The sequence below is a fragment of the Nocardiopsis sp. Huas11 genome (assembly GCF_003634495.1).
Lineage (GTDB): Bacteria > Actinomycetota > Actinomycetes > Streptosporangiales > Streptosporangiaceae > Nocardiopsis.
Window position 1 is genome coordinate 1195897 of record NZ_RBKY01000001.1, and the last position, 24462, is coordinate 1220358.

The following is a 24462-nucleotide window of genomic DNA, read 5'->3' on the forward strand; positions in this document are numbered from 1 at the left end:
GACGACCGCTCAGATGATCGGCGGACGGCCGGCGCGGGTCATCCGCCACGCGGTGGACCAGCGGATCGGCGTGCGCGGCCCGGCGTCCTCACGCCAGCCCTCGCGGAACCCGCCGAACCAGGAGCGCAGCGCCTTGCGGTCGCGCTCGCGCAGCAGGGTCATGGCCACCCAGGTGCCCAGGTAGGCGAAGGCCAGCGGCCACGGCAGGTTGCGGCGGGCCAGCCACACCCGGTTGCGGGCGTTGAGCCGGTAGAAGTTCTCGTGCCGCGTGGGCGCCACCGCCGGGTGGTACATCACCGCGTCGGCGTCGTACTCGATGGTGAAGCCCGCGTCCATGATCCGCCAGGCGAGGTCGGTCTCCTCGTGGGCGTAGAAGAACTCGCCGGGCAGGCCGCCGCCGGCCTCGAACGCCGAACGGCGGATCGCGCAGGCGCCGCCCAGGAACGTGGTCACCACGCTCGACTTGCGCGAGTCGCCCACCCGCAGCCGGGGCACGTGGCGCCGCTGGTCAGGGCCGCCGTCGGGGTCGGCGATGCGGAACGACAGGGCGCCCAGGGACGGCTCGGCGGCGAAGCGCTCGCGCACGTGCCGGGCCAGGTCGGTGGAGCGGTACCAGCCGTCGTCGTCGAGGAAGAGGACGATGTCGCCCTCGGTGGCCCGCACCCCGTGGTTGCGCCCCTCGGGGATGCCCACGTTCTCCGGCAGCCGCACCGTCCGCACGCCCTCGGGCATCTCCGGCAGGTCCGCGCCGTTGCCGACCACCACGACCTCGACGTCCGCGTCCTTTTGCTCGAACACACTGGTGATCGCGCGGCGCAGCTCCGCCGGACGATTGCCCATGGTGAGCAGGACACAGGACAGGGTGGGCTTGCTGGTACCGGGCAACGGGGAGCGGCTCCGTTCGGCTCTGGGCGCGCGAAGACCCTCCGACTCGGATGTACCGGGGCCGGGCGTTGGCGGGATCACAGGAGTGGCCATGGGTGCGACCGATCAGTGGACGACATGCGGATGGCAAGTGGACACGAGCCAACGTTCGCAGGAACAGACTAACGAAAGGATAAAAGAGAGGTGTACGGGGCCGTGGGACGGGTAACGCCCACGGCCCCGTATGTGACGCAAGCGTCACTGACGCGTTATTCGAGGCGGCGGGAGGCCAGCACGCTCACGAAGTGGGCGAAGCTCATCACCACGCCGACGAAGGCGCACGCGACCACCAGCACACGGGTGGCCGCCAGGTCGCCCAGGAAGGCGTCGACGATCGCCGCCACCACGATGAGCAGCGACAGCTCGACCGCCTGGATGACCCGGTGCACCTTGAGCGCCGAGGCCAGGCGGCGGGCCAGGCTCAGCCCGGACGAGCGCGGGCGCATCGCCGCCTCGGTGATCTTCTCCGGCAGCCCGGCCTTGGCCCTGGCGACGACCACGTTGTCGGTCTCGGCCTTGATCAGCGCGACACCGAGCGCGGCGGCCATGCCCAGGATCACCCAGCCGCCCGCCTCCCACTCGCCCTGGGCGCGCACGCCCAGGCCGATGAGCAGCGCGATCTCGGACACGTAGTGGCCGATGCGGTCCAGGTAGATCCCCGCGACGCTGGTGCGCCCGGTGTACCGGGCCACCTCGCCGTCGGAGCAGTCCAGCAGCAGGTAGATCTGGATGAACAGCGCGGCCAGGACCGCCGACCACACGCCGCCGAAGGCCACGACGATCCCGGAGAGCACGCCGAACACCATCATCAGGTAGGTGATCGGGTTCGGGGGAACGCGGAGCCGGACGAACACCGTGCTCAGGTACGGGGAGAGGTCCCGCATGTAGAGCCGGCCCGCCCAGTGCTCCTCGTTCACCCGCTCCTTGATCCCCGCGGGCTGACCGCCCGCGCGGACCTCAGCGACCGAAGGCTTCGACATAGTCCGCGACACTCCGCCCGATCTCGTCCTCGGAGAGGTTCAGGTGTTCCAGGATCGTGTAGCGCCCGGGACGGGTGCCCGGCGCGTGGGCGACGGCCCGCACGAACTCCTCCTGGGACAGGCCCACGTCCGAGGGCAGCATGGGCAGCTGGTGGCGGACCAGGCAGGCCCGGATCTCCTCCAGCCGGCTCTGCGACCACCCGAGGTGGCGCACCCGCAGGAACGACGCGTAGAGCGCGCCGAGCCCGGCGAGCTCGCCGTGGTTGCTGGTGCCCGGGTAGAGCTGGGTGACCGCGTGCAGGATCTCGTGGCAGGCACCGCTGGCGGGACGGCTCGAACCGGCCACCGACATCGCCATGCCCGACAGGACCAGGCCCTCGGCGAGCACCGTGAGGAAGGCGTCCGACTCGATGGAGTCCGGGCGGTGCAGCACGGCCTCGGCGGCCACGCGCGCGAAGGTGACGGCCATGCCGTCGACCGGCTCGCCGTTCTCGCGGCCCGCCAGCTCCCAGTCCTCGATGGCGGAGATGTTGCTGACGACGTCGCCGATGCCGGAGCGGACCAGGTGCGGCGGGGCCGCCTGGACGTAGTCGACGTCGATGACCACGGCGATGGGCATGGTCACGCCGATGGAGGGCTTGCCGCCCTCGTGCTCCAGGGAGCTGACCGGCGAGGCGATGCCGTCGTGGGCCAGGTTCGTGGCCACGGCGACCATGGGGATGCCCGCCATGGTGGCGGCGAACTTGGTGACGTCGATGGTCTTGCCGCCGCCGATGCCCGCGACCGCCTCGTAGGCGCCCGAGCGCAGCTTCTTGCCGAGCTCGGTCGCCGCGTCGACCGTGCCCTCCTCGACCTGGAAGACCTCGCTCTGCGGCAGGTCGAGGTCGGCCGCGATCTGGGCGCCCTGGCCCGGGCCGACCGCCACGGCGATGCGTCCCTCGGTGGCGATGCGCCGGTCGGCGAGCACCGTCCCCAGGGAGGCGATGGCCCCGCGGCGGACGTCGATCGCCAGCGGGGAGGGCAGCATTCGCGCTAGTAGCGGCACGCGATCTCCCTTGCCTTGGCCAGGTCGTCGTGGTTGTCGACCTCGACCCAGTCGACCTTGCCGATCGGCGCCACGGCGACCTTCTCGCCGCGGTTGACCAGCTCCTGGTAGCCGTCCTCGTAGTACAGCTGGGGGTCCCGCTCCCAGGTGGCCTTGAGGGCGTCGGCCAGACGGGCGTCCAGGGTGCTCTCGATGAGCGTGGCGCCGATGTACTCGCCCGCGGCGGTGGCGGGGTCCATCAGCTTGGTGATGGTGCTGACGTGGCCGCCCTCGTCGAGGGTCACCTTCATCTCTTCGTCAGCGAGGCTTTTCACGTTGTCCACCGCGAGGAGGAGCTCCGGTCCCCTTGCGCCGAGTAGCGTTTCCTCGACGCTCACGGGGTGAACCGTGTCACCGTTCACGAGGAGGACGCCCTCGGAGAAGAACTCGCGCGCGGTCCAGAGGGAGTAGGCGTTGTTCCACTCCTCGGCCTTGTCGTTGTAGCACAGGGTGAGGTTGACGCCGTGGCGGCGCTCCAGCGCCTCCTTGCGCTCCTCGACGGCCTCCGCGCGGTATCCGACCACGACGACGACGTCCTTGAGGCCGGCGGCGGCCAGGTTGCGCAGCGAGATGTCCATGATGGTCGTCTCGCCGTCGACGGGCACCAGGGCCTTGGGCAGGGTGTCGGTGTACGGGCGCAGGCGGCGCCCGGCGCCTGCGGCGAGAACCATTCCGAGCATGAGGGCGTGTTCCTCCTTGTGTGCGAGGAGGCGCGCTCACGCCTCCCCGTTCGTTCCGGCGGCCGGTTGGCCCCCGTCCCCGTGGCCGGGCCGGGTGATCCGTGGATCTCCCTGGTCCGCGGCGCCACCACTGGGGATGGTGGTGGCGCTGGTGCGCACGTCGGTCACTTCCGTCGCGCTCCAGGTGCGTACGGCCTCGCGGACGAGGAGCACCCAGAGGTACGCGGCGAGGACGCCGTAGCCGAGGGCCAGGGCGTGCGACGCGCCGCCGATCGCGATGACGAGCATGCGGCCGTCCCAACCGAGCGCGGCCGCGCGCACCCATGCGGGCCGGATGACACCGACCGCGGAACGCGAGACGTCGTCGCGGTGGTGGCAGACGACCGCAACCAAGAGTACGAACACCAAGGGACCGGGTACACCGGACGCCAGCCCCAGAACGGCCAGATAGGCGTACTCGGTGACCCGCAGGACAGGCGGTACGAGCCAGTCGTACGGTCCGTCGTGGGGGTGACCCGAGGCCAAACCGGACAGTAGCAGGGCAGCGACCGGTGCGAACAGGGTAATGCCTGACAGCTGCCCCCGTCCCGCCACGAGGAGCGTCCCCACCACCAGAAGGCCGGTCAGCGCGGTCATCAGCGGTGGCACGGCGCCGGGGGCGATCCGGCCGAGCAGCGTTCCCATGTGACTGTCATCACGAAGAACGCGCAGGTCCGGCAGGGTTCCGCGGAGCCGTTCGCGCGGCGGCCGGGCCTCGTCGTGCGCGCTCACCGGCGGTCTCCTCGCGGGTCCACCAGTTCCCCGGTCACGGCCACGACGCATCCGACGATCAGCGTGAGGAACGCGACCCGGGCGTCCCACAGGGTGGCGGTCACCGCGATGGCCAGGAAGCGGGTGCTCTGGGAGAACACCATGAGCCGCCGCGCCAGGTGCGGCAGCGGGACCCGCGCGGGACGGACCGCCGCCGACGCCGGCTCGTGCGGGGGCGCGGGAGTGGAGCGGGCCTCCGGCGAGGTCCGGGGGCGCGGCGGGACCCCGGGGGCGCCGCCGAGCAGGCGTCCGGTCAGTCGGGGGTCGCTCTCACGGGGGCCCGCCGGCGGACGGGGCGCCAGATCCGCCAGGAGGCCCCCAGGGCGCTCAGGCCGGGCCCGTGGCGCGCGCCCGACACCTGGGGACGGCTCGGGGGCGGTGGGGGCCGCACGGGCGATCAGGAGCGAGTCCCGCAGGGCGAGGGCGATGAGCGCGCCCGCCGCCCACCCCCAAGCGTCGGCCGGCCCGGCCAGGACCGCGCCGATCGCCAGCCCCGCGTAGACGATGTACTCGCGCAGCTGGGCGAGCATCGACACGAGCCAGACCGTCAGGGCGTCGCGCCGGTTGGCCTGCATCCGCGCTCGGACGGCGTCGCAGAACAGCACCCCGCCGAGGAACAGGGACCCGGCCAGGGCGCCGACCGTGTCCGCCCGCGTGAACCAGACCGCCGCGCCGACCGCCGCGAACACGCTGATGCGCGTCATGCCCGCACGTGTGACGTGTCGGCGTTCCAACATCCGCGCGGTCGACCGCGCCACCGTGCCGTTGACCATGGAGGTGCCCTCTCGCAGTTGTACTGAGAGTCACCGTTTCCCACGCTTGGTAGTCAATCAACCACTGACACGCGCATTGCGTTCTTTCTGGCGTCCTCGCGGGCCCCTGCCCGCGCAACAGCGGCGCGCCCCGAACGAACCGCGGGGTGGGGGGCAGGCCGTTCGGCCTGCCCCCCACCCCGCGGGAGCGGCGTAGAGCCGACTCCGAGGATCCTGGAACGCGCGTTCGGGTCAGGCGGCCTGGCCGCCGTCCCCGTCGCCCTCGTCGTTCTCCCGGGCGGCGTCCTCGGCGCGCTTCTTCTTCGCGTCGTCGCGCTTCTTGCGCTCGGCGATCTCGGCCTTGGTGTCCTCGTCGTAGGCCGCCAGGGCGCTCGCGATGTCGGTGTCCAGCGCGAGCCCGCCGCCCTTGACGTACAGGCCGCGGTTGCAGAACCGGCGCAGGTCCTTCTCGTTGTGGGAGACCAGGACCATGGTGCGGTGGTTGGCCAGCATCCGGTCGATGGCCTCGTAGCACTTGCGCTTGAAGGCCTTGTCGCCGACCGCGAGCACCTCGTCGACCAGCATGATCGGGTGCTCCAGCTGGGAGATGAGCGCGAAACCCAGGCGCACCTTCATCCCGCTGGAGTAGTGGCGCACCGGTGTGTCGACGAACTTCGGCTTGATCTCGGCGAAGTCGATGATCTCGTCGAAGCGCTCGTCGATCAGCTCCTCGGACATGCCGTGCAGGGAGCCGACCAGGTACACGTTCTCGCGCCCGGTCAGGTTGTCGTTGAACCCCGCCCGCAGCTCCAGCAGCGGCGCCACCTTGCCGTGCACCTGCACGTCGCCCTCGTCGGGCATGAGCACGCCCGCGATCAGCTTGAGCAGGGTCGACTTGCCGGTGCCGTTCTTGCCGACGATGCCGACGCAGTCGCCGCGACCGATCTCGAACGAGACGTCGCGCAGGGGCCAGAACTCGTCGCCCTCGGCGTTGGGATCGCGCTTGGTGCCGTGGATGAACATCTCACGCAGGCTGCGCTTGCGGCGGCGGTTGACCGCGAACCTGACACCGAGTCCCTTGGCTTCGATGACCGGTCCGGTCGTGCCCTCGGCGCCGTAGGTCGTCTGCGCCATCACAACTCCTTCAGAACGGACATCTCCAGGCGACGGAACGTCCAGTATCCGATGATGAGCATCAGAACCGAACCGACCACCGCACTGCTCAACGCGAGCGTGGTCGGAGTTAGTTCCTCGAACCCAGCGAACCACACCGCGCGGTGCATCTGGAAGATGCCGAGCAACGGGTTGAGCTGGTACAGGGTCATCGCCCAGCCCGGCACCTTGTCCGAGGACAGCACCATGGACGCCGGGAACAGGATCGCCGACCCGTAGAACAGCAGGCGGGTGATGATCCGTGTGAGGCGTTCCACGTCGCGCAGCAGCACGTTGACCGAGGACAGGAACAGGGTCAGGCCCAGACCGAACACGAACGTGAGCACGATCGCCAGGGGCAGCCAGACGAACACCCCCATGACCGAGGGCCGACCGCCCAGCACGAGGACGAACACCAGCAGGATCGGCCAGGTCAGCAGGTACTCGACGAGCTTGGTCCCCACGGTCGCCGTCGGGAAGATCTCCCGGGGCACCTTCATCGTGGTGATCAGCTTGGAATGCGTGATCATCGCCCGGGGAGCCTCGCCGAGGATCTGCCCGAAGGTCGTCCACGGGAGGATGCCCGCCACCAGGAACAGCAGGAAGCCCCCGTACTCGATGGTTTCCTCCGGCATGCCCCGGTCCGCCTGGAGGATCACTCCGAAGACGAAGAAGTAGACCATCGTCAGGGCCAGTGGCTCCAACATGGTCCAGGCGTACCCGAGTACGGACTGCTGGTACTTGACCTTCAGGTCGCGCCGGACCAGGAGGCCGACGACCTTCCGGTGCTCCCAGACGGCCAGCGTCCTTGACGCCACCGCCACCTCCAAGGGTTGGTTCTCGTCCGGTCCACGATGTGCCGGACAGGCATGTAGGTTCTCGCCTGCGCGCACCGGGCCGGCGTTGACGGCCCGATCCCGCCTCGGCCCCTGGCTCTCGGGGGAGGGTGTCCACGGGCGGGCGGGGGATGCCGTGGACCGGCCCCGGCTCCACGACCGCAGAAGAGGAGGTCCGGACCGGGCACGCCTTACAGGCGTCCATAGGTTACCGCCGCGAGCGACGGGCCGCGCCAGCGCACCCTCCGTCGGCCGTCGGTCCGGACCCTCACTCCGGGTGCGCGTTCCCGCCCGAGCCGAGCCTGCGAGGCTCCACAAACACCAGTGAAGGGCGCCGACGGGCCCTGCAGGGACCGAAGGCGGGCTCCCGAAGAATGAGAGAGCCCACCTTCAGACGCGAAGGCCCCGTCTACCGGGCGCCCGAGCCGGGGCCTCGGGGCCCGTTTGGGCTAGTCTCGGCCACTGGGCGCGGCGACCGCGCCACCAGCGACTTGAGCAGGAGAACGCTATGCCCACGGGCCCGCGGGTGATCGCGGCCGTTCTGGCCGGCGGGGTCGGTGCGCGCATGGGCGCGGACGGCCCCAAGCAGCTCCTCCCCCTGGAGGGGCGCCCCATCATCGAGCACTCGATCGCCGCCTTCGAGGCCTGCCCCGACGTCGACGAGATCATCGTGCTCATGGTGCCCGAGTACCTGGAGCGGGTCGGTGACATCGTCGCGCGGGCCGGATTCACCAAGGTCAGCGCGGTCCTGCCGGGCGGCGCGACCAGGACCGAGACCTCCTACGCGGCCCTGTCCGCGATGGCCTCGGCGGCCGACACCGACATCGCCCTGCTGCACGACGCCGCCCGCCCCCTGATCCGGCCGAGCACGATCGCCGCGTGCGTGGCGGCCCTGGACTCGGCGGGCGCGGCCGGCGTGGCGGTGCCCAGCGCCGACACCGTGGTCCGCGTGGCCCCGGGCCGTGGCGGCGAGGCGATCGCCGACGTCCCGCCGCGTACCGAGCTGCGCCGGATGCAGACGCCCCAGGGCTTCCGGCTCGGTGTGGCGCGCCGGGCCTACGAGCTCGCCATGGCCGATCCGGACCTGGTGGCCACCGACGACTGCGGCGTGGTCCTGCGGTACCTGCCCGACGAGGAGGTCCTGACCGTGCCGGGTGAGGAGTCCAACATCAAGGTCACCCATCCCGGTGACGTGGAGATCGCCGAGGCGCTGCTGCGCCGGACGCGCGGACGGACGGGGGCCGGGGCATGAGCGGTGTGTTCAGCGGCACGGAGGTGGTCGGCCACCGCGGCCTGGGCCGCGGCGTGGTCGACGGCCTGCGGGAGAACACCGCGGAGTCCTTCGCCGCGGCGGCCGCGGCGGGGGCCGACTGGGTGGAGGTGGACGTCCGCCGCACCGCAGACGACGCCCTGGTCCTCCACCACAACGCCGCGCTGGACGACGGCCGGACGATCGTGGACCTGACCGCCGCCGAGTGCGCGCGGGCGGGCCTGATCGGCCTCGACGAGGGCCTGGCGGCGATCCCGCCCGGAGTCGGCGTGGACGTCGACGTCAAAACGGTCATGGAGGACGCCGTGGACGCTCCGTCACGACGGACGGCGTCGCTTCTCCTGCCGTACCTGCGCCGTGAATCCGCGCGTCGCAGGGTGTTCGTCTGTTCTTTCGATCCCGGTGTGCTGCTGACCGTCGGCGAGGAGGTCCCCGGCGTGCCGACGGCGTGGATGCCGTACGTGCGCAACCCGCTGGACTCGGCCGTGGCGGGCGCGCTCGGGATGGGCTGCCCGATCGTGGCGATCGACGCGCGGTCCTTCGGCCTGACGGGCGAGGACCCCCGCCCCGGACGCCGTTCGGTGGCCTACACCGTGGACGTGGCGCACCGCGCCGGCCTCCAGGTGCTGTCGTGGTGCCCGGACCCGGTCGACGCGGCGCGCTTCGCGCAGGAGGGCGTGGACGCGGTGGTCGTCGACGACGTGCCCGGGACCGTGTCCGCCCTCAAGGCCCTCCAGTCCTGATCGCGGTTCAGATGCGGGCGAGGAGTTCGGCCTTCTTCGTGGCGAACTCCTCGTCGGTGAGCAGCCCCTTGGTGTGCAGCTCGCCCAGGCGTTCGATCTGCTCGTAGATCCACGCGGTGTCGGCCGGGGCGCGCTCGGCCGACCGCTCCCCCAGGGCCGGCACGCCCGCGCTGATCTGGGCGATGGCCGTGCGCGCCGAGCCGAGCCACCCCGCGGTGGCGCCGGCGCGTCCCGGTGCGCCGCCCGCGGGGCCGCGGGCCCACAGGTGCGCGGTGGCGGTGGCCGCCATCAGCAGGGCCTGGTAGCCCTCGGCGCCGTCGTCGGCCAGCAGGCAGCGCAGGTCCTTGCCCGGCTTCGCGTCCGGTTCGCTGTTCTGGCGGGTGACCACGCGCAGGAAGCCCCACTCCCAGCCGTCGGAGGGCACCCACTCGAAGGACGAGACGTCGGCGAGGTCGTACTCGCGGCGCTGCGCCTTCTTCTTGCGCGAGCTCGCCTGGACACCGGACCACACCAGGCGCAGAGCGGTACCGTCCAGGGTCGCGGTGCCCTCGGAGGTCTGCACGTGCAGGGGGAGCTCCGGGACGAGCGCGGTGGCGGCGGCCGGGTCCGGCTCGGCGGTGTGCCGCTCCGCCGCGAAGCGGATCTGGTCGGCCAGGTACTCGGCGACCAGCTCGGTCCGGGCCGGGCCGGACAGGTGGAAGGGCTGGGACTTGTCGTCGAGCATCGCGCCGACCGCCGCGTAGGGGTCCGTGCGCTCGCGCAGCTTCAGCTGCATGAGCCATCCCTTGCCCCGCTTGCCGCCGGACGGGCGGAAGTCGACCGTGCCGATCAGCCCGACGGGCAGTTCGAGGTGCCCGAGCTGCTTCAGCAGCGGGCTGCGGGACCACCCCTTGGTCTCGTACCTGATCGCGATCGATTCCCCATCGAACCGCCACACCGCCTGCTCGCCGACCAACTCGTCCATGCACGCCCCTTTCACCCTCACATCCTCTCCGATGGGAGGGGCCGCACTCGACCCGAGCCCGGCCCGGGGCCGGAAGCGGCCAGGGATCAGGTGCGGGCGGCCTGGGCGGTGCGGGAGTCCGCGCCGAGGCCGGGCGGGCTCGTGACGAAGCCCGCGCCCCACGACATGTGCATGGTGGCCAGGGCGACCGGGATCAGCGGCAGGCTCGCGGCGGGCAGGCCGCGGCCGAGCGGCACCGACGCCGCGGCGATCAGGGCCGCGTAGGCGGCGGGCACCAGGAACAGCGGCCACCACAGGAGGCCGCCGACGAGTCCGGCGACCACGCCGGCCAGCGCCACGGGCGGCGCCAGGTAGCGCAGGTTGATCGTGCCCTTGTGCTGGCGGGCGACCACGCGCCGCCAGCGGCCGTAGTGGAAGTACTGCTTGGCGAGCAGGCGCACGTTGCGGCGCGGGCGGTAGGACACCCGCATCCGGGGCTGGAACCACACCGTGCCCCCGCTGGTGCGGATGCGGTGGTTCATCTCCCAGTCCTGGGCGCGCAGGAAGGCCTCGTCGTAGCCGCCCACCCGTTCCAGGGCCGAGCGCTGGAACACGCCGAGGTAGACGGTGTCCGCGGGTCCGCCCTCGCCTCCGGTGTGGAAGCGGGCGTTGCCCACGCCGACCTTGGAGGTCATGGCGGCGGCCACCGCCTTCTCCCACGGCGTGGTGCCCTCGGCGGCCATGATGCCGCCGACGTTGTCCGCCCCCGTCTCCTGAAGCGTCTCCACGGCCACCCGCAGGTAGTCCGAGGGCATCATCGCGTGCCCGTCGATGCGGGCGACGATGTCGTGGGAGGAGGCGCCGATGGCGGCGTTGAGCCCGGCCGGGGTCTTGCCCGTCGGGTTGTCCACCACCTTCACGCGCGCGTCGGCGGCGGCGATCGCGTCGGCGACCTCGCGGGTCCGGTCCGTGGAGGGGCCGACGCCGAGCACGACTTCGAGCTCGCCCGGGTACTCCTGGGCGAGGACGTGCTCCACCGCGGCGGCGAGGTGGCGCTCTTCGTTGAGGACGGGCATGACGACGGAGACAGGCGGCCAGGACACGGGCACTTCCCAAGTTCGAGATCGTGTCGGGTCTGCGTACTACGCGCGTCAACGGTACTGCACACGCGGTGGCCGCCCGGCCCGCCGAGGGCGTGCTCGCCGCCCCCGGAGCGGGGCCGGGACGGGCCGCCGGGGATCAGCTCTGGTTCTTGATCGGCAGTCCTTCGGCGTCCCGGAAGTTGCCGAGCAGGAGCATGATGAAGTCGATCAGCGTCCAGACGCCGGCGCCGCCGCAGGTCACGATCATCAGGATGGCCGTGCCCGTCTTGCCGACGTAGAACCGGTGGGCTCCCACGACGCCGAGGAAGAAGGCCAGGAGGACGGCCGTGAGCCAGTTCCTGCTGGACAGGGGCTCGGAAGGATAGGGCTGCTGCATGGGGCGCTCCGAGGGAGATGTCACGAATCGAGAAGGGAGGCGGGCGTCAGCAGAACGGGTGCGTGTCCCCACCGCCGGAGGCCGCGCCGACGAACGCGGGCGGCCTGCGGATTCGAGCATTCTTGCCTGACCTGGGGCGTCCTTGGTCACGTCCTGGTACCGGATACGCCTCAGGATGGCCCGGCCCGCCCGAACGGATCGGTGCTCCCGCGCGTCTCACCGCACAACACGCCGGGGGTCGACATGCCGCGCCATCGGGCGAATCGGGTGACAACCTAGGGAGAAGGACACCGTTGAACGGTCGGGACGGGGATGCCGATGAGCGACGACAACGCCGGACGGCACGGACAGGGTGAGTTCCGGCGCGACCGCTCCGAGCCGGTCGCCCCCGAGCAGACCCGGTCGCCCCGGTCGGGGCGCTTCACCGTCCCGAGCGCCTCCGCCCGTCGCCGCCGCTCCGGGCTGCTGGTGATGAGCGCGCTCTCGGTCCTGGTCCTGCTGGCCTCGGGCACGTCCTGGGCGATCACCGGCTGGATGTCGAGTTCCCTGAACCGCTTCGACGTCTTCGCCGGGCTGGACGAGGAGGACCGGCCGGAGAACGAGACCGGCGGCCTCACCTTCCTCGTCATCGGCTCCGACAACCGGGACGAGATGAACCGGGAGGACCAGAACGCGCTCAGTGTGGGGTCCACCCCCGGGCAGCGGTCCGACACCATCATGCTCGTGCGCCTCAACCACGAGCGCGACCGCGTCACCGTCGTGGGCATCCCCCGCGACCTGTGGGTGGACGTCCCGGGTGAGGGCGAGGACAAGATCAACGCGGCCTACGCCTACGGCGGCCCCCAGCTCACGGTGCGGACGGTGGAGTCGGTCACGGGCGTGCGTGTCGACCACTACGTCGAGGTCGACTTCTCCGGGTTCGTGGACGTGGTCGACGCCCTGGACGGCATCGAGGTGTGCCTGCCCGAACCGATCGAGGATCCCAAGGCGCACCTGGACATGGCGGCGGGCACGCACCAGGTGGACGGCACCGAGGCCCTGGCCTTCGCCCGCACCCGGGCCACGCCCCGCGGCGACCTGGACCGCATCGACCGCCAGCAGCAGGTGCTGGCCGCGATGCTCGACAAGGCGATGAGCAGCGAGACCCTCTCCGACCCCACCCGCCTCACGGCCTTCCTGGACACGTCCCTGTCCGCGGTGACCGTCGACGAAGGGCTGGACACCAGCACCATCAACCAGCTCGCCTACCAGATGCGCGACCTGGACCTGGGCGCGGTCGCCTTCACGCAGGTGCCCATCGCCGACATGGAGCACTGGACGCCGCGCGGCGACGTCGCCCTGCTGTGGGACGAGCCCGCCGCCCGCGACCTGTTCGCGGACATCCAGGCGGACCGGCCCATCACCGGGGAGGACGAGGCGGCCGAGGACGGGGACGGGGCCGAGGAGGAGCTCACCCCGTCCGAGCAGCGGGTACGGGTGTTCAACGGCACCGGCACCCCGGGGCTCGGCGCGCAGCTCGACGGACAGCTGACCGGCGCGGGCTTCGAGGTGACCGACGAGGCGGAGAACTGGTCCACCCGCAGCCTGGCCCGGTCCCAGGTCCGGTTCGGCCCGGGGAACGAGGCCGCGGCCCAGTACGTGTCCGACATGATCCCCGAGTCGGAGACCGTGGAGGACGACACCCTGGACGACGAGCTCCAGATCGTGATCGGATTCAACTTCACCACGTTCAACCCCCCGGAGAGCGGGGAGACCGAGGAGACCGAGGCACCCGAGCCGGCGGAGACCGCCGACGACGGGCCGGCGACCTCGACCGCCCGGGACAACATCTGCGGGTGAGGCCCGCAGGAAAGAGAGGACGTTCCCCCGTGTTACGCCACTTGGTCGGTCTGCTCGCCGGCGTCGCCCTGGCGCCCGTGCTGTGGATCGCCGTCGCGTGGGGGGCCACCCGGCTCCCGTTGGTCGCCGAGGGCACGGTGTCCTTCGCCACGGTGTCGGCGGTGATCGTGCTGTCGGCGGTGGGCATCGGGTGCGGGTACCTGGTCGCTTCGCGGCTGTCCCCCCTGTACGCGGGCGTCAGCGGCGCCCTGCTCACCGCGATCGCGCTGTGGCCGGTGGTCTCGCCGGACACGATGGCCCCGGCCCTGGGGTGGCTCGACGCCGACGGGTTCGTCTATCCGGCCGGGGCGGGGCTCACCCCCGCCCTCGTGGTCGGCTCGCTGATGCTGTTCTCCGCGATGGTCCCCTCGCGCTGGCGGGTTCGGCACGAGGCCGCCCCGCCCGGTGGCCGGGTGGTGGCCGGCGTGAGCCGGGATCGGTTCCGCGGGGCCGCGGGCGGCGACACGCTGGTGGAGGACGTGCCTGCCGCGGACGATCGTGATGTGATCGCCGGAGGGCGAGGGCCCGGTGACCGCGGCCACACCGTCGACGACCTGCCGGACACGCCTCCGGTGCCGTTGCCGCCTCCGGACCGTGGATTCGGCAGCGGCGACCCGAACAAGACCACCACCCCCTTCCGACGCGGGGAGAGCGGGGCGGTCTGGACTCCGCTGGACGAGGATCCGGAGGAGACCCGGAGCTACGGGGACGGTCGGGCATGAGTCCGGCCCCCGTTCCGGTTGTGGGCAACCCACCGGTAGCCTGAGCGCCTTGACTGTTCACGCCGTGTTCGGTCGCATGCCACACCCAGGCGCGTAAGGTGATGCACCACCCAGGCGTCACCATCGGCCAAATCTTGTCCGTTTTCTGCCCCCGATCGGGGTGCTGGCCACATCAACGGGCACAACATGCACACGGACGAGTACAGCGGCTCGGAAGGAAGGACAACCCACGTGGTCGAAGCGGAACGCAGGCGGCGAGTCTCGGTCATCGGGACCGGCTACTTGGGCGCCACCACCGCGGCCTGTCTGGCGGAGATGGGCTTCGAGGTCCTCGGGCTCGACGTCGACCAGGCCAAGATCGATACCCTCCGCTCCGGTCGGGTCCCCTTCTACGAGCCCGGTCTCGACGAGCTGCTCTCGGCCAACATCGAGGCCGGCCGGCTCGACTTCACGACCTCCTACGACGAGGTCGCCGAGTTCACCGACCTGCACCTGATCTGTGTGGGCACTCCGCAGCGCGACGAGTCCGGCGCCGCCGACCTGCGCTACGTGAACGCGGTGATCGAGGAGCTCGCCCCGCGGCTGACCCGCCCGTCGGTGGTCGTGGGCCGCTCCACGGTGCCGGTCGGCACCGCCGCGGGCCTCGCCCAGCGGCTGAGCGCGCTCGCCCCCGTCGGCTCGGAGGCCGAACTCGGGTGGAGCCCGGAGTTCCTGCGCGAGGGGTTCGGCGTGGAGGACACCCTGCGCCCCAACCGCATCGTGATCGGCACGGACTCCCCGCGCGTGGAGAAGGCGGTCCGCCACCTCTGGCAGCGGCAGGCCGACGAGGGCGTCCCCGTCCTGATCACGGACCTGCAGACGGCCGAACTCGTGAAGGTCTCCGCCAACGCCTTCCTCGCCACGAAGATCTCGTTCATCAACGCGATGGCCGAGGTCTCGGAGGCCGCGGGCGCCGACGTCATCCAGCTGGCCGAGGCGCTGTCCTACGACGACCGCATCGGCGGCAAGTTCCTGGGCCCCGGCCTGGGCTTCGGCGGCGGCTGCCTGCCCAAGGACATCAGGGCGTTCATGGCGCGCGCCGACGAGCTGGGCGTGGAGCCCGCGCTGTCGTTCCTGCGGGAGGTCGACGCCATCAACCAGCGCCGCCGCGCGCGCACGATCGACATCGCCCGCCACCTCATCGGCGGCGACTTCTCCGGGCGCACGGTCAGCGTGCTCGGTGCGGCGTTCAAGCCCAACTCCGACGACATCCGCGACTCGCCGGCCCTGGACGTGGCCTCCTCCATCGCCGCGCAGGGCGGCCGGGTGACGGTGTACGACCCCGCGGCGCTGGACCGCGCCCGCGAGGCCTACCCGCAGCTGAACTACGCGGACTCCATGCTGGAGTGCGCGCGCGACGCCGACGTGGTGCTGCTGCTCACCGAGTGGGCGGAGTTCCGCGAGGCCAACCCGGAGGACCTGGCCGAGGTCGTGGCCGAGAAGCGCATCGTGGACGGGCGCAACGCGCTCGACCCGACGTTCTGGCGGGCGTCGGGATGGACCTACCGGGCGCTGGGCCGCCAGTAGCCCGCCCGCGGCCGCACACACGAGAACGGCCGGTGCCCCGAGGGGCCCGGCCGTTCGGCGTACGCGTGACCCGCCGCGCGAGCACCGCGCCCATGATTCACTACTCTCCGTAACTATCTGACCACATCCGAGTCGACGGATGTTCGATGACCGAACGGAGACCCCTGGTGAAGCCCACCACGGTGGCCACGGCCGCCCTGGCCATGCTCGTCCTGGCCGCGCCCGCGCACGCCCACGCGGCCGAGTCGGAGCCCTCGCCCCCGGCCCCGCCCTCCACCGAGCCCGCGCTCGCGGAGGAGCCCATGGACGAGTGCCCCCTGCTCGACCCGCCGCCCACCCCCGACGCACGGGCGGAGTACGTGTGCGGCGACCGCCGGCTCGGTCCGGCCGAGCTGCCGAAGGAGGGACCGGTCGCGGAGCTGGTCGAGGGGTACGAGCCCTTCGGCGGCCTCTGGCCGGTCGAGTTCCTGGACGCGTGGTACCTGGAAGGCCAGGTCGACGCGGACACCGGGCAGACGTGGAGCGGGTGGAACTACCCCGAGCACGACGGGTTCGTGGTCGTGGACGGCGAGCCGGTCAACGAGCGGCGCACGCTGGAGCCCGGCACCATGCTGGACCGGTTCGGATCGCCGAGGGGCACGTTCCTGGCCCCGGCGGGCGCGCCCTTCGCCGAGCGGGCCCTGCCACCGGACTCCCTGAACACGTGGCCGGGCGGCGCCGAGCACAACTACCACTGCTACGAGGTGCTGGCCGACGTCGCCGCGCTGGTGGGTCCGATCGCCCCGCACTTCGAACAGCCCGGCGGCGGCGAGCAGCTCCTGGTCCCCGCGGGGGAGCTGCCGGAGGCCGGCGGTGAGGGGTACGCGCCGGTGCAGGAGCTCCTCGACCACGGCTACCTCGACCCGCGTCCCGCCGAGGAGTGCGTGCCGCACGGGGGCTACGACCTGGCGTCCTGACCCGGGCGCCGACCGGTGCCGGCGGCGTGATCGGTGCCGGGGCCGGTGTCGGGACGGCCGTCGTGGTGGCCGTCGGCCCCGGGCGGCAGCCGCCGCAGCCCGACGGCCACCGCCACCGCGACCGCCGCCATGACGCCCGCTCCGGTGAGCGCCGCCGTGGTGATCCCGTCCGTGTAGGCCCCGAAGGCCGTGGTGAGCAGGGTGTCGGCCGCCGCCGCGGGCAGCTCGCCCGCGGCGGCGAGCGCTCCGGCGACCGTCTCCGCCGCGGCACCGTCGGTGCCCGACAGCTCCTGGCGCACGGAGGAGCGGTAGACGCCGGTGGCGATCGTGCCGAGGATCGCGATGCCCAGGGCGCCGCCCAGCTCGGTGCTGGTCTCGGAGATCCCGGCGGCCGCTCCCGCGCGGCTCGGCGGGGCGGCGGCCAGGACCAGGGTGTTGGCGAGCGTGGCCACGGCGCCCACGCCGAGGGTGACCACGGTGTACCCGCCGACGAACACCGGCAGGGCGGTGTCCGGGCCGACCGATCCCACGATCGCGAAGCCCGCGGCGCTCGTCAGGAGTCCCCCGCCCATCAGGACCGCCGGGCGCACCCTGGTGGCGGCCGTGCCCGCAACCGTCGCGCCGGCGAACGTCCCGGCGAGGGTGGGCAGTGCCCACAGTGCGGCGGACAGCGGGCTCAGGCCGTGCACGGTCTGCATGAACGTGAAGGTCAGGAGGCCGAGACCGGCGGCGGCGAACGCCACCACCGTGTTCGCCCCGACCGCGGCGGCGAAGGCGGGCCGGGCGAACAGCGACAGGTCCACGAGCGGGTGGGCCGCCCGGCGCTGCCGGACCGCGAACAGCACCAGCGCGGCGGCTCCGACGGCCAGGGCGACCAGTGCCACCGGGTCGATCCCGGCCTCGGTGGCGCGCTTGACCGCGAGGACCGGACCGAGGACGGCGACCATGGACACCAGCGCCCCGGGCAGGTCGAAGCGCACGGCCTCCGGTGCGCGGGACTCGGGAACGAGGAGCGGCGCCGCCACCAGCAGCAGGACCATGAAGGGCAGGTTGATCAGGAAGACCGTGCCCCACGGCCAGAACTCCAGGAGGAGGCCGCCGATGACCGGTCCGATCACGGCGCCGCCGGTGAAGGCGACCGTCCAGGCTCCGACGGCGGTGCGGCGCTGCCCGGGGTCGGTGAACAGGGTGCGGATGAGCGCGAGCGTGGACGGCGCCAGGGTCGCGGCGGCCGCCCCCAGCAGGACGCGCCCGGCGATGAACAGCCCGGCCGTGGGAGCCAGTGCCAGGAGGACGGAGGCGGCGCCGAACAGCGCCGCGCCCACGAGCAGCAGTCGCCTGCGGCCGATCCGGTCGCCGAGTGCGCCCATCGTGATCAGCAGCCCGGCCATGACGAAGCCGTAGACGTCCATCATCCACAGCCATTGCGTGCCACTGGGTCGCAGGTCCTCGGCGATGGCGGGAGCGGCGACGAAGAGCACCGACAGGTCCATGGACACGAGTAGGGCCGGGATCAGCAGGAAGACGAACCCGAACCGGGTGCGGGCAGGTGTGGTGGTCATGCGCTTGATCGTACGTACGTCAAAATCGTGCGTCAATACGTACGTCCGTCAAAATGGTAGGCTGCGCGCATGAGCCAACGTGAGGACCTGCTGGCGGGCGCCAAGAAGTGCCTGGTCGACAAGGGATACAGCCGGACGACGGCACGCGACATCGCGGCGGCCTCAGGAGCGCACCTGGCCTCCATCGGCTACCACTTCGGGTCCAAGGACAACCTCATGAACACCGCGGTCATCGAGGCGTCCAGCGAGTGGGGCGACCTCTTCGAGGCGGGCGTGCGCGCCGCGGGCCGGCGGACACCGCGCGAACGGGTCCACGACCTGTTGGAGTCCCTGTTCCGGACCATGCCCGACCAGATGCCCGTGCTGGTGGCCGGAACCCAGGCACTGGCCCAGGTGCCCTTCGACGCCGACGTGCGCGAGAAGATGACCGCCGCGCACGAGCAGGCGCGCGTGTCCATGGCGGCCCTCGTCCTCGGTGTCCCCGAAGGCGACGTGGACGCCGCCACCGCCGCCGGGCTCGGTTCTGTCACGTACGCGCTGGTGACGGGCTACGTCATGCAGGCGGTCGTCGACCCGGACTCCCTGCCGGCCCCCGACCAGGCCGCCGCCGGGATCATGGCCCTGGCCGGCACCGCCGCCCCGGAGGGCTCGACCTCCCCTTAGGGCGTGGAGACCGTCCGCGTCGGCGAAATCCCTGGTGGCGGACGCCGCCGGGTGTGGTGCACACTGGTGCGCGTCCCGCGTCCCGCGCCCCGCCCGCTCCGGTGCTCCCCCACACCCGAAAGGCATCCCCCCGTGGCATACCTGCGCGCCCTGGTGCCCCTGGCCGCCGTCGTCCTCCTCGTCCTGACCGCCGGCTGCTCCCCCTACGACGAGGACGCCCATCGATCGGATGCGGCCGACGTCCTCGGGGTCGATCCGGGGGAGATGGACGACCAGACCTGGCAAGAACTGCGCGAGGCGGCGGACACCGTGTGCGAGAGCGACGAACGGCAGTTCGCCCTGGCCGCGGCGGCGATGTCCGACGGCGGCGACCCGGCCCGCGACCTGTCCGTGCGACGGGTGCACATCGAGCACGTGTGCCCCGGCCGGCTGGCCGAGCACGACGAACTGGTCCGCGGGCTCACCTACTGACCGGCCCGCGCGCCGCGCCCGGCCCGGGCCGTTCGCCCGGGCCTGCGCCGCCGGTCAGCGGCCGAAGCCCGTGGGCTTGCCGCCTTCGGCGACCTCACGGCGCAGCCGCTCGCCCTTGGCGTAGGCCTGCGACTTGAGCTCCTCCTGGAAGCGCGTCATCCGCGCGGTCAGGGCCGGGTCCCCGGCGGCCAGCACGCGCACCGCCAGCAGACCCGCGTTGCGGGCCGCGCCCACCGCCACCGTCGCCACCGGCACCCCGGCGGGCATCTGGACGATGGACAGCAGTGAGTCCATGCCGTCCAGGTGCTTCAGCGGCACCGGCACGCCCACCACCGGCAGCGTCGTCACCGACGCCAGCATCCCCGGCAGATGGGCGGCTCCGCCCGCACCCGCGATGATGACCTTGAGCCCGCGCTCGGCCGCCCGCTCCCCGTAGGCGATCATGTCGTGCGGCATGCGGTGCGCCGAGACCACGTCGGCCTCGAAGGCGATGTCGAACTCCCGGAGGGCGTCGGCGGCCTCGCGCATCACCGGCCAGTCGGAGTCCGACCCCATCACGATGCCCACCACGGGGCCCCGCCCATCGGCGTTGTCAGTCACTGTCCGTCTCCTCGCAGGTAGTCAGCGGCGTCGCGGGCGCGCTCCAGCAGGTCCTGGTAGTCGTCGCCCATCACGGTGACGTGCCCGATCTTGCGGCCCGGACGCACGTCCTTGCCGTAGAAGTGCACCTTCACCTCGGGATCCTTGGCCATGACGTGCAGGTAGCGGCGGTAGACCTCGGGGTCCTCGCCGCCCAGCAGGTTGGCCATGACGGTGTAGGGCGCGTTGGTGCGCGGGGAACCCAGGGGAAGGTTGAGCACCGCGCGCAGGTGCTGCTCGAACTGGGACGTACGCGCGCCCTCGATGCTCCAGTGGCCGGAGTTGTGCGGGCGCATGGCCAGCTCGTTGACGACCACGCCCTCGGCGGTCTCGAACAGCTCCACGGCCAGGACGCCGGTGACGTCGAGCGCGTGGGCGGTCTCGATCGCCAGCTCCTGGGCGCGGGTCGCCTTCTCGTCGTCCAGGCCGGGCGCCGGCGCGATCACCTCGTGGCAGATACCGCCGCGCTGCACGGTCTCCACGACCGGGTAGACGGCGACCTGGCCGTGCGGGGAGCGCGCGACCTGCACCGCCAGCTCGCGGCGGAAGTCGACCTTCTCCTCCACCAGCAGCGGCACCTCCTCGGCCGCGGCGCGCGCGACGACCTCCTGCGCCTCGGCGGGAGTGGCCACCACCCACACGCCCTTGCCGTCGTAGCCGCCGCGGGCGGCCTTGAGCACGACCGGCCAGCCGGTGCCCTCGGCGAAGGCGGCCACCTGGTCGGTCGTGGTGACCGCCCGCCACGCGGGCGAGGGGGCGCCGAGCTCGCTCATCCTGGTGCGCATGCGCAGCTTGTCCTGGGCGAAGCGGAGGGCGTCGCGGCCGGGCCGCAGCAGGCCGCCCGCCTCCTCCACGGCCCGTAGGACGGGCTCGGGCACGTGTTCGTGGTCGAAGGTCACCACGTCCTGGGCCTTGGCGAAGGCCAGGACGTCGTCCAGGCCGCGATCGTTGCCCAGGGTGACGTCGCCGCAGACCAGCGCGGCGCTGTCGGTGGGACTGGCCGCCAGGACGGCGAAGTCCACGCCCAGCGCGATGCCCGCCTGGTGGGTCATCCGGGAGAGTTGGCCACCTCCGACCATTCCCACACGGGGGACGGTGCGGTTACGCTCGCTCACAGTTCCTCAACTCACATGCTCGTCCACCGCGGTGACGGGACGGCTCCGCTCGCGGCGGAACCTGGCCGGGTCGGCTCGGAACCCGCGGCCGGGGTCTAGCTCCAGTCCCCGGCTAGAGTCTAGGGCGTGTGCGCGCGAGGGCCCGAGGCCGTACCGCCGGTCGCCCCCGCTCGACCCACTCCCGACCCGCGCCCGGAGGCCAAGGCCGTGCGACAGTTCCTCTCACGTCACCCCAAACTCGACAGGCTCGCCAAAGAGCTGGGCAAGTTCGGCTCGGTCGGCGCGGTGGCCTACGTCGTGCAGATCGGTGTGACGAACCTCCTGTGGCAGGTGGCGGGCGCGGAGGCCATCACCGGACAGCTGATCGGGACGCTGTGCTCGATCGCGGTCGCGTTCGTCGGCAACCGGTTCTGGACCTTCCGGGACCGCGCCCGTACGGGTTACTGGCGCGAGACGCTGCTGTTCCTGGCGATGAACGGCGTGGGCATGCTCATCCAGCTGGCCTGCCTGGGCGTCGCGGTCTACCTCCTCGGCCTGAGCGGCCCGCTCGCCCAGAACATCGCGGGCAACGTCGTGGGCGTGGGCCTGGGGACGCTGTTCCGCTTCTGGTCCTACCGGACCTGGGTCTTCCCGCTTCCTCCCGAGCCCGAGCCGAGCGCGCCCGCGGCGACGGATCCCGCCGAGGGCCCCGCGGTCCGCCCCGTGGCCGAGGGCCACTGAGCCAGGCCCGCGTCACGGCTCCCGGGTCAGGTGGGCCAGGCGTGCCGCGGCGGCCGCCAGCAGCATGTCCAGGGCCGTGGCGTAGGCGCTCCCCCGCATACTGGCCGCGAGCAGCGGGGCCGTCGCGGCGATGTTGGGGTGGGTCTCCTCCGGCAGGCCCGCGTAGGTCTCCCGCCACACCCGTTCCTCGTGTTCACGGGAGGCCTTGGGCAGCGCCCTGTTCGCCGCGTCCAGGGCCGCGAAGCCCAGGGTCGTGTCGATGAAGGCGTGGTAGGTCCGCACCGCCTCGGCGTCGGGGAATCCCGCCCCACGCAGCACCGCCAGGATCTCCTCCACCGCCCGTATCTCGTGCACGCGGCCGGTCACGCGGCAGGCGCCCAACACGGTCGCCTGCGGGTGTGACAGGGCCCCGGCGTGCATCCTGAGCCCCAGGTCGCGCAGGTCGGCGCGCCAGTCCCCGGTGGGCCGCCACTGCCGCAGGACACGGCCGATCATCTCGTCGGCCACGGCCAGCATCAGGTCGTCGGAGCTTCTGAAGTAGCGGTACAGGCTGCTGGGGTCGGCGCCGAGCGCGTGGCCCAGCCGCCGGACGGTCAGTGCTTCGGCCCCGTGTTCGCCGATCAGCCGCAGCGCCGTCGCGACGATCAGCTCCTCCGACAGCACGACCCCCCGCTTGGTCGGCCGCCTGCGCCGCCGCTCGCCGGGCGGAACCACGCGCTCGGTCATCGGCACCTCGGGGGTCGTGGGCTCTCAGGTGCCGGAAGCTTATGACAACACGATTGACCTGTGAAGAGGCCGGGCTGTTCCATTTCCGTGCACCGCCCCCGATGAACGGAGCCCTCACCGATGAACTCCCACCACGCCGACCTCGTCCTCACCGGCGGACACGTGCTCACCCCCGACGGCCTTCCCGGGTCTCCCGGCGGCGCCACGTCCGTCGCCGTCACCGGCGGCCGTGTCACGGCCGTGGGCCGCGACGAGGTCCTGGACCTGGCCGGGCCCTCCACCAGAGTCGTGGACCTGGCCGGCCGGCTCCTGATTCCCGGCTTCCAGGACGCCCACGTGCACCCGGCCACCGCCGGGCTGGAGATGGTCCACTGCGACCTGACCGCGGCCCGGACCGCGGCGAAGACCGTCGCGGCGGTGGCCGCCTACGCCACCACGCACACCGACCGGGCGTGGATCACCGGCGGCGGATGGTCCATGGAGGCCTTCGAGGGCGGCGCACCGCACCGGTCCGCCCTGGACGCCGTGGTCCCGGACCGCCCGGCCTACCTGCCCAACCGGGACCACCACGGCGCCTGGGTCAACAGCCGGGCCCTGGAGCTGGCGGGCGTCACACGCCACACTCCCGACCCGGCCGGCGGCCGCATCGAGCGCGACGCCGACGGCGAGCCCACCGGGCTGCTCCAGGAAGGGGCCATGGACCTGGTCGGCCGCCTGGCCCCGGCGCCCTCCCCCGCGGAGCTGCGCGCCGCACTGGTGCGCGCGCAGGAGCACCTGCACGCGTTGGGGATCACGGCCTGGCAGGACGCCATCGTCGGGGCCGTCCTGGGCATGCCGGACGTGTCGGCGACCTACGCGGCGCTCGCGCGCGAGGGCGCGCTCACCGCCCGGGTCGTCGGCGCGCTGTGGTGGGACCGCGACCGCGGCGCCGAGCAGATCCCCGAACTCCTCGAACGCCGCGCGGCCCTGAGCCACGGACGGTTCCGCGCGGACACGGTGAAGATCATGCTCGACGGGGTCGCCGAGACGGGCACCGCGGCGATGCTCGACCCGTACCTGGACGGCTGCGGGTGCCCCACGGGCAACCGGGGGACGAGTTTCGTGGATCCGGAGCGGCTTCCCGGCTACGTCACGGAGCTGGACGCGCTCGGCTTCCAGGTGCACTTCCACGCTCTGGGCGACCGCGCCGTGCGCGACGCCCTGGACGCGGTCGAGGCGGCGCGCCAGGCCAACGGACCGTCGGCGAACCGTCCGCACCTGGCGCACCTGCAGGTCGTCCACCCGGACGACGTGCCCCGTTTCGCGGCCCTGGGAGCGACCGCGAACCTCCAGCCCCTGTGGGCGGCCCACGAGCCGCAGATGGACGAGCTGACCATCCCGTTCCTGGGGGCCGAGAGGGCCGGGTGGCAGTACCCGTTCGGATCGCTGCACCGGGCCGGGGCGGTCCTGGCGGCGGGCAGCGACTGGCCGGTGAGCAGCCCGGACCCGATCCTGGGCGTGCACGTCGCGGTCAACAGGGTGCTGCCGGGTTCGTCGGGCCCGGTGTTCCTCCCACGGGAGCGCCTGGACCTGAGAACGGCCATCACGGCCTACACGGCGGGTTCGGCGTACGTGAACCGCCTCGACGACACCGGAGCGATCCGGCCGGGGGCCCTGGCGGACCTGGTGGTCCTGGACCGCGACCCGTTCGCGGGTCCGCCGGAGGCGATCCACGAGACCCGTGTCGCGCTCACCCTCGTGGAGGGCGAGGCCGTCCACGAGGTGTCCGGCACCTGACCCGGCCGCGACGGT

The 24462-nt window shown here is 72.4% G+C and carries 25 protein-coding genes; 10 read left to right on the forward strand and 15 right to left on the reverse strand.

Annotated features, from left to right (window positions below):
- Positions 1–9: 9 nt before the first annotated feature.
- The 8 genes from DFP74_RS05270 to DFP74_RS05305 form a co-directional block, all read right to left on the reverse strand.
- Positions 10–885 carry a glycosyltransferase family 2 protein gene (locus tag DFP74_RS05270; RefSeq protein ID WP_121180676.1) on the reverse strand — a complete coding sequence of 292 codons (876 nt, stop codon included), beginning with the start codon at positions 883–885 and terminating at the stop codon, positions 10–12.
- 248 nt (positions 886–1133) lie between these two features.
- Positions 1134–1904 (reverse strand): CDP-alcohol phosphatidyltransferase family protein, encoded by a 771-nt coding sequence (locus DFP74_RS05275; protein WP_121180677.1) that lies wholly within the window; start codon positions 1902–1904, stop codon positions 1134–1136.
- Positions 1882–2931: an iron-containing alcohol dehydrogenase family protein gene (locus DFP74_RS05280; RefSeq protein ID WP_121180678.1), complete on the reverse strand. Its 1050-nt coding sequence runs from the start codon at positions 2929–2931 to the stop codon at positions 1882–1884. The genes DFP74_RS05275 and DFP74_RS05280 overlap by 23 nt, the downstream gene beginning before the upstream one ends.
- Positions 2932–2936: 5 nt before the next feature.
- A complete protein-coding gene (locus DFP74_RS05285) occupies positions 2937–3668 on the reverse strand; it encodes a sugar phosphate nucleotidyltransferase (protein WP_121180679.1) in 732 nt (243 codons plus the stop codon).
- 36 nt (positions 3669–3704) lie between these two features.
- A complete protein-coding gene (locus DFP74_RS05290; protein WP_370013486.1) occupies positions 3705–4352 on the reverse strand; it encodes a DUF5941 domain-containing protein in 648 nt (215 codons plus the stop codon).
- 83 nt (positions 4353–4435) lie between these two features.
- The gene (locus DFP74_RS05295) at positions 4436–5251 is read right to left on the reverse strand and encodes a hypothetical protein (protein WP_121180681.1); all 816 of its coding nucleotides are present in this window, start codon (positions 5249–5251) and stop codon (positions 4436–4438) included.
- Between the two features lie 231 nt (positions 5252–5482).
- Positions 5483–6364: an ABC transporter ATP-binding protein gene (locus tag DFP74_RS05300; RefSeq protein WP_121180682.1), complete on the reverse strand. Its 882-nt coding sequence runs from the start codon at positions 6362–6364 to the stop codon at positions 5483–5485.
- Positions 6364–7212 carry an ABC transporter permease gene (locus tag DFP74_RS05305; RefSeq protein ID WP_121180683.1) on the reverse strand — a complete coding sequence of 283 codons (849 nt, stop codon included), beginning with the start codon at positions 7210–7212 and terminating at the stop codon, positions 6364–6366. The genes DFP74_RS05300 and DFP74_RS05305 overlap by 1 nt, the downstream gene beginning before the upstream one ends.
- Before the next feature lie 514 nt (positions 7213–7726).
- On the opposite strand from DFP74_RS05305, the gene DFP74_RS05310 reads away from it, so the two are divergent.
- A complete protein-coding gene (locus DFP74_RS05310; RefSeq protein ID WP_121180684.1) occupies positions 7727–8470 on the forward strand; it encodes a 2-C-methyl-D-erythritol 4-phosphate cytidylyltransferase in 744 nt (247 codons plus the stop codon).
- Positions 8467–9231, forward strand: coding sequence for a glycerophosphodiester phosphodiesterase (locus DFP74_RS05315; protein ID WP_121180685.1), 765 nt, complete (start codon positions 8467–8469; stop codon positions 9229–9231). The genes DFP74_RS05310 and DFP74_RS05315 overlap by 4 nt, the downstream gene beginning before the upstream one ends.
- A gap of 7 nt (positions 9232–9238) precedes the next feature.
- On the opposite strand, the gene DFP74_RS05320 is transcribed toward DFP74_RS05315, so the two are convergent.
- The 3 genes from DFP74_RS05320 to DFP74_RS05330 form a co-directional block, all read right to left on the reverse strand.
- A complete protein-coding gene (locus tag DFP74_RS05320) occupies positions 9239–10195 on the reverse strand; it encodes a DUF4429 domain-containing protein (protein WP_121180686.1) in 957 nt (318 codons plus the stop codon).
- An 86-nt stretch (positions 10196–10281) separates the two neighbouring features.
- Positions 10282–11277, reverse strand: coding sequence for a glycosyltransferase family 2 protein (locus DFP74_RS05325; RefSeq protein WP_121188040.1), 996 nt, complete (start codon positions 11275–11277; stop codon positions 10282–10284).
- 136 nt (positions 11278–11413) lie between these two features.
- On the reverse strand, positions 11414–11653 hold the full coding sequence (locus tag DFP74_RS05330; protein ID WP_121180687.1) for a TM2 domain-containing protein: 240 nt from the start codon (positions 11651–11653) through the stop codon (positions 11414–11416).
- A 318-nt stretch (positions 11654–11971) separates the two neighbouring features.
- Between DFP74_RS05330 and DFP74_RS05335 the strand changes: the two genes are divergently transcribed.
- The 4 genes from DFP74_RS05335 to DFP74_RS05350 all read left to right on the forward strand — a co-directional run bounded on the left by DFP74_RS05335 (position 11972) and on the right by DFP74_RS05350 (position 16775).
- Positions 11972–13492, forward strand: a complete 1521-nt coding sequence (locus DFP74_RS05335) for an LCP family protein (protein ID WP_121188041.1) — start codon at positions 11972–11974, stop codon at positions 13490–13492.
- A 29-nt stretch (positions 13493–13521) separates the two neighbouring features.
- Complete coding sequence (locus tag DFP74_RS05340) at positions 13522–14253, forward strand: YIP1 family protein (protein ID WP_121180688.1); 732 nt, start codon at positions 13522–13524, stop codon at positions 14251–14253.
- 231 nt (positions 14254–14484) lie between these two features.
- Positions 14485–15819: a UDP-glucose/GDP-mannose dehydrogenase family protein gene (locus tag DFP74_RS05345; RefSeq protein WP_121180689.1), complete on the forward strand. Its 1335-nt coding sequence runs from the start codon at positions 14485–14487 to the stop codon at positions 15817–15819.
- Between the two features lie 146 nt (positions 15820–15965).
- Complete coding sequence (locus DFP74_RS05350) at positions 15966–16775, forward strand: TNT domain-containing protein (protein ID WP_121180690.1); 810 nt, start codon at positions 15966–15968, stop codon at positions 16773–16775.
- On the opposite strand, the gene DFP74_RS05355 is transcribed toward DFP74_RS05350, so the two are convergent.
- Positions 16757–18337 carry an MFS transporter gene (locus DFP74_RS05355; protein WP_121180691.1) on the reverse strand — a complete coding sequence of 527 codons (1581 nt, stop codon included), beginning with the start codon at positions 18335–18337 and terminating at the stop codon, positions 16757–16759. The two genes, DFP74_RS05350 and DFP74_RS05355, sit on opposite strands and share 19 nt — an antisense overlap.
- A 69-nt stretch (positions 18338–18406) precedes the next feature.
- Between DFP74_RS05355 and DFP74_RS05360 the strand changes: the two genes are divergently transcribed.
- Together DFP74_RS05360 and DFP74_RS05365 are read left to right on the forward strand one after the other, a co-directional pair.
- The gene (locus DFP74_RS05360) at positions 18407–19000 is read left to right on the forward strand and encodes a TetR/AcrR family transcriptional regulator (RefSeq protein WP_121180692.1); all 594 of its coding nucleotides are present in this window, start codon (positions 18407–18409) and stop codon (positions 18998–19000) included.
- Positions 19001–19132: 132 nt separating this feature from the next.
- Positions 19133–19471, forward strand: coding sequence for a hypothetical protein (locus DFP74_RS05365; protein WP_121180693.1), 339 nt, complete (start codon positions 19133–19135; stop codon positions 19469–19471).
- A 54-nt stretch (positions 19472–19525) separates the two neighbouring features.
- On the opposite strand, the gene purE is transcribed toward DFP74_RS05365, so the two are convergent.
- Both purE and DFP74_RS05375 read right to left on the reverse strand, forming a co-directional pair.
- Complete coding sequence (purE, locus tag DFP74_RS05370) at positions 19526–20071, reverse strand: 5-(carboxyamino)imidazole ribonucleotide mutase (RefSeq protein WP_370013341.1); 546 nt, start codon at positions 20069–20071, stop codon at positions 19526–19528.
- On the reverse strand, positions 20068–21225 hold the full coding sequence (locus tag DFP74_RS05375) for a 5-(carboxyamino)imidazole ribonucleotide synthase (RefSeq protein WP_121180694.1): 1158 nt from the start codon (positions 21223–21225) through the stop codon (positions 20068–20070). The genes purE and DFP74_RS05375 overlap by 4 nt, the downstream gene beginning before the upstream one ends.
- A gap of 207 nt (positions 21226–21432) precedes the next feature.
- On the opposite strand from DFP74_RS05375, the gene DFP74_RS05380 reads away from it, so the two are divergent.
- Positions 21433–21945 (forward strand): GtrA family protein, encoded by a 513-nt coding sequence (locus DFP74_RS05380; protein ID WP_121180695.1) that lies wholly within the window; start codon positions 21433–21435, stop codon positions 21943–21945.
- A 12-nt stretch (positions 21946–21957) separates the two neighbouring features.
- On the opposite strand, the gene DFP74_RS05385 is transcribed toward DFP74_RS05380, so the two are convergent.
- Positions 21958–22671, reverse strand: a complete 714-nt coding sequence (locus DFP74_RS05385) for a TetR/AcrR family transcriptional regulator (protein ID WP_121180696.1) — start codon at positions 22669–22671, stop codon at positions 21958–21960.
- A gap of 120 nt (positions 22672–22791) precedes the next feature.
- Between DFP74_RS05385 and DFP74_RS05390 the strand changes: the two genes are divergently transcribed.
- A complete protein-coding gene (locus tag DFP74_RS05390; protein ID WP_121180697.1) occupies positions 22792–24447 on the forward strand; it encodes an amidohydrolase in 1656 nt (551 codons plus the stop codon).
- Positions 24448–24462 lie beyond the last annotated feature (15 nt).